Source organism: Qipengyuania sp., from assembly GCF_048550555.1.
GTDB lineage: Bacteria > Pseudomonadota > Alphaproteobacteria > Sphingomonadales > Sphingomonadaceae > Qipengyuania.
Genome location: NZ_JBLYYF010000002.1, coordinates 1 through 4,168, shown reverse-complemented (window position 1 = coordinate 4,168; position 4,168 = coordinate 1). Strand labels below are relative to the sequence as shown.

General features: G+C 66.2%; 3 protein-coding genes. 2 read left to right on the top strand and 1 reads right to left on the bottom strand.

Translation table 11 applies throughout. The annotated features are described in order from the left end of the window. Positions 1–1,900, bottom strand: a 1,900-nt coding sequence (locus ACN4E0_RS00045) for a valine--tRNA ligase (protein WP_419564200.1), incomplete at its 3' end; no start/stop codon positions are given. 215 nt (positions 1,901–2,115) lie between these two features. Here ACN4E0_RS00045 and ACN4E0_RS00040 point away from each other — a divergent pair. Together ACN4E0_RS00040 and ACN4E0_RS00035 are read left to right on the top strand one after the other, a co-directional pair. After that, positions 2,116–3,228, top strand: a complete 1,113-nt coding sequence (locus ACN4E0_RS00040) for an MlaE family lipid ABC transporter permease subunit (RefSeq protein WP_419564198.1) — start codon at positions 2,116–2,118, stop codon at positions 3,226–3,228. Then, positions 3,228–4,130 (top strand): ABC transporter ATP-binding protein, encoded by a 903-nt coding sequence (locus tag ACN4E0_RS00035; RefSeq protein WP_419564196.1) that lies wholly within the window; start codon positions 3,228–3,230, stop codon positions 4,128–4,130. The genes ACN4E0_RS00040 and ACN4E0_RS00035 overlap by 1 nt, the downstream gene beginning before the upstream one ends. Positions 4,131–4,168 lie beyond the last annotated feature (38 nt).

The window sequence follows — 4,168 nt, the reverse complement described above, 5'->3', positions numbered from 1 at the left end:
CGATCCGCTTGTCATCCATCTTGATGTCGCGGCCCTGGCTTTCCATCGCCGCCATGAAGAAGCGCAGCGCATCGGCGCCGTACTGGTCGATCAGGCCGAGCGGGTCGACGACATTGCCCTTGGACTTCGACATCTTCTGCCCGTCCGCGGCGCGTACGAGGCCGTGGAGGTAGAGCTTGGGCCAGGGGTTCCGGCCGGTGTTGTACTGGCCCATCATCATCATGCGGGCATCCCAGAAGAACAGGATGTCGAAGCCGCTGATCAGCAGGTCGTTGGGATAGTGCTTGGCGAGCAGCGAAGCCCTCTCCCCTTGTGGGAGAGGGTTGGGAGAGGGGTTCGACGCGTCAGCGGCGACGGGCGTCGCCGTCCCCTCTCCCGCAAGGGGAGAGGGGGTGTTCTCCGGCCACCCGAGAGTGGCGAAGGGCCACAGCGCGGAGGAGAACCAGGTGTCGAGGACGTCTTCGTCGCGGGTCAGTGCCACGCCTTCACCCGCCAGTGCCTGCGCCTCTTCCTCCGTCATGGCGACATAGGCCTTGCCCTCGGCATCGTACCAAGCCGGAATCCTGTGCCCCCACCACAACTGGCGGCTAACGCACCAGGGCTGGATGTTCTCCATCCAGTTGAAGAAGGTCTTCTCCCAAGCTTTGGGGACGATCTCGATATCGCCGCTCTTCACCGCCTCGATCGGCTTCTCGGCGAGCGTTTCGGCATCGACATACCACTGGTCGGTCAGCCAGGGCTCGATCACCACGCCGCCGCGATCGCCGAAGGGCGTCGCGATGGTGCGCGGTTCGGCATCGTGTTCGACTTCGTTGCCTTCCTCGTCCCTGGTCACATGCGGGATCAGGAAGCCCAGTTCCTTCATCCGCGCGACCACCAGTTCGCGTGCGCCATCCACGCCATCGCGCTTGAAGCGGTGCAGGCCGAGGAATTCCTCGGGCACCAGCCCGTCGGCGGTCTGGCAGACGTTCGCCTCGCCATCGAGCATGTTGAGCATCTCGGCGGGCTTCATCCCGGCGCGCTTGCCCACTTCGAAGTCGTTGAAATCGTGACCGGGGGTGATCTTCACGCAGCCCGATCCGAGTTCGGGATCGGCGTGTTCGTCGGCCACGACCTTGAAGCGGCGCCCGGTGATCGGCTGAAGGATGTCCTTGCCGACGACCGACGCATAGCGCTCGTCCTCGGGATGGACCGCCACCGCCATGTCGGCGAGCATGGTCTCGGGGCGCGTGGTCGCGACCACGAGGTAGTCCTTGCCTTCCGACGTCGTGACGCCATCGGCGAGCGGATATTTGAAGTGCCAGAAGCCGCCCTTGACGTCGGTCGTCTCCACCTCGAGGTCGCTGATCGCGGTCTTGAGCTTGGGGTCCCAGTTGACCAGCCGCTTGTCGCGGTAGATCAGCCCGTCGTTGTAGAGATCGACGAAGGTCTTGAGCACGGCCTGGCTGAAGTGCTCGTCCATGGTGAACTGTTCGCGGCTCCAGTCCATCGAACAGCCGAGGCGGCGCAGCTGGCGCGTGATCGTGCCGCCGCTTTCCTCCTTCCACTCCCACACCTTGGCGACGAAATCCTCGCGGCTGTAATTGGTGCGCTTGTCCTGCTGCGCCTCGAGCTGGCGTTCGACCACCATCTGCGTGGCGATCCCGGCATGGTCGGTGCCGACCACCCACAGCGCATCCTTGCCGCGCAGCCGCTCGTAACGGATCATCACGTCCTGCAGCGTGTTGTCGAGCGCGTGGCCGATATGCAGGCTGCCGGTGACGTTGGGTGGCGGATTGACGATGGTGTAGGGCTGCGCCTCGGGCCGCTCGGGCCGGAACAAGCCGTTGGCTTCCCAATGCGCATACCAGCGCTTCTCGATATCGGCGGGGTCGAAGGTCTTGGGTAGCTCGGTGGTCATTGCTGGGTTCGCTCGCGCTCACTGGCGGCACCGGCCCGCTCCCCTCCCGGCCACCCGACAGGATGATGCCAGGGGTGGTCGGGAGGGGAGCGGGCCGCTGCCGGTAAATTGATAGGACGCCCATGCCAGCGGCCATGCTGCGATGCAACGCCGGAGGTGACGCGCATGGATAGCCGCTTGGCAAGCGCCTGATTTGTCCGCATACCGCGCCCGCAATGGGTGGTTTCGCCGAATACGAACTGGTCGAGGGGGACGACGGCGGCACGGCGCTCGTGCTGTCGGGGCCGTACCTCGTCTCGACCATCGGCGCGATCGACCAGGATCTGCGCGGGCTCGACGGGCCGCTGGACCGGATCGACCTTTCCGCCATCACCGAAATCGACACCGTCGGCGCGTGGATGGCGCGCTGGCTGGCGAATGCCCATGGGGCGGAGATCATCGGCGCGAGCGACCGCGCGGAGCGGCTGATCGGGGCGCTCAAGGATGCGCCGGCCGACGAGGATCTGAGCGCGCCGCGCCTGCCGGTGTGGGAACGCGTGCCGCAGGCGATGGGCGACAAGGTCTACGGCGCGCGCCGCGGGATCTACGGCGTGCTCGGCTTTCTCGGCGCGCTGCTGATCTCCAGCGCCAGCCTGGTGCGCCACCCGCGCCGCTTCCGCGGGCTGGCACTGGTCCGCCAGCTCGAACTGGTCGGCGTTACCGCGCTGCCGATCATCGGGCTGATGAGCTTCCTCATCGGCATCGTCATCGCGCAGCAGGGGGCGGTGCAGCTGGCGCAGTTCGGCGCCGAGACGCTGACCGTCAATCTCGTCGGGCGGATTACCCTGCGCGAACTGGGCGTGCTGATGACCGCGATCATGGTCGCGGGCCGGTCGGGCAGCGCCTTCGCCGCGCAGATCGGCACCATGCGGCTGACCGAGGAGGTCGACGCGATGCAGACCATCGGCATTTCGCCGATGGAGGCGCTGGTCGTGCCGCGCATTCTCGCCGCGGTGCTGATGATGCCGCTGCTCGGCTTCTATTCGGCCGGCGTGGCGATCGTCGGCGGTGCGGTGGTGGGCCAGTTCATGCTCGGCATTCCCTTCTGGACCTTCCTCCTGCGCATCCAGGAAGTGGTGCCGCTGCACGATCTGTGGGTTGGGCTGATCAAGGCGCCGGTGTTCGGGCTGATCGTGGCGCTGGCCGGCTGCTACCACGGCATGCAGGTCAAGGGGAATTCGGAAGACGTCGGCCTGCGCACCACCATGGCGGTGGTTACCGGCATCTTCGCGGTGATCGTGATCGACGCCTTCTTCGCGGTCTTCTTCACCGAGATCGGGTGGGGCTGATGGCGCAGGACGAAACCGGGCGCGAGCTGGGCCGGCACGAACGCTATCGCGGCGAGTTTCCGATCGTCGTCGAGGGGCTGACCAATGCCTTCGGCGAGCAGGTCGTCCACCAGGACCTCGACCTCAAGGTCCGCCGCGGCGAGATCCTCGGCGTGGTCGGCGGATCGGGTACGGGCAAGTCGGTGCTGATGCGCTCGATCATCGGGCTGCAGAAACCGACCGCGGGCGACGTCCGCGTCTTCGGCCGCTCGATCATCGACAGCGATCCCGAAGACGATATCGGCATCCGCAACCGCTGGGGCGTGCTGTTCCAGGGCGGCGCGCTGTTCAGCACGCTGACCGTGGGCGAGAACGTCGAGGTCCCGCTCAAGCAGTTCTACCCCGATATCGAGCCCGAATTGCGACACGAGATCGCGCGCTACAAGGTCATGCTCTCGGGCCTGCCCGAAGAGGCGGTGAGCAAGTATCCGTCGGAGCTGTCGGGCGGGATGAAGAAGCGTGCCGGGCTCGCCCGCGCGCTGGCGCTCGACCCCGAGCTGCTGTTCCTCGACGAGCCCACCGCCGGGCTCGACCCGATCGGCGCGGCGGCCTTCGACCGGCTGACGCGCGAGCTGAAGGAAACGCTGGGGCTGACCGTGTTCCTGATCACCCACGACCTCGATACGCTGCACGAGATCTGCGACCGCGTCGCGGTGATCGCCGACAAGAAGGTCATCGCGGTCGATACCGTGCCCAAGCTGATGGAACTCGACCATCCGTGGATCCAGGAATATTTCAACGGCCCGCGCGGGCGCGCCGCGTTGACCGCGCAGGCGCTCGACGAATTGCGCAAGCATATGGACGAACCGGTCGCCGCGCATGCGGTCAAAGCGTTGGACAAACCGCCTGCGGGCAAGGCATAGGGCGAAACCAATGGAAACGCGGGCAAATCACGTTTGGG

What these genes read in the sequence shown, in the direction of transcription:
- ACN4E0_RS00035 (WP_419564196.1), top strand. Translation starts at nt 3,228, where the DNA reads ATGGCGCAGGACGAAACCGGGCGCGAGCTGGGCCGGCACGAACGCTAT.
- ACN4E0_RS00040 (WP_419564198.1), top strand. Translation starts at nt 2,116, where the DNA reads ATGGGTGGTTTCGCCGAATACGAACTGGTCGAGGGGGACGACGGCGGC.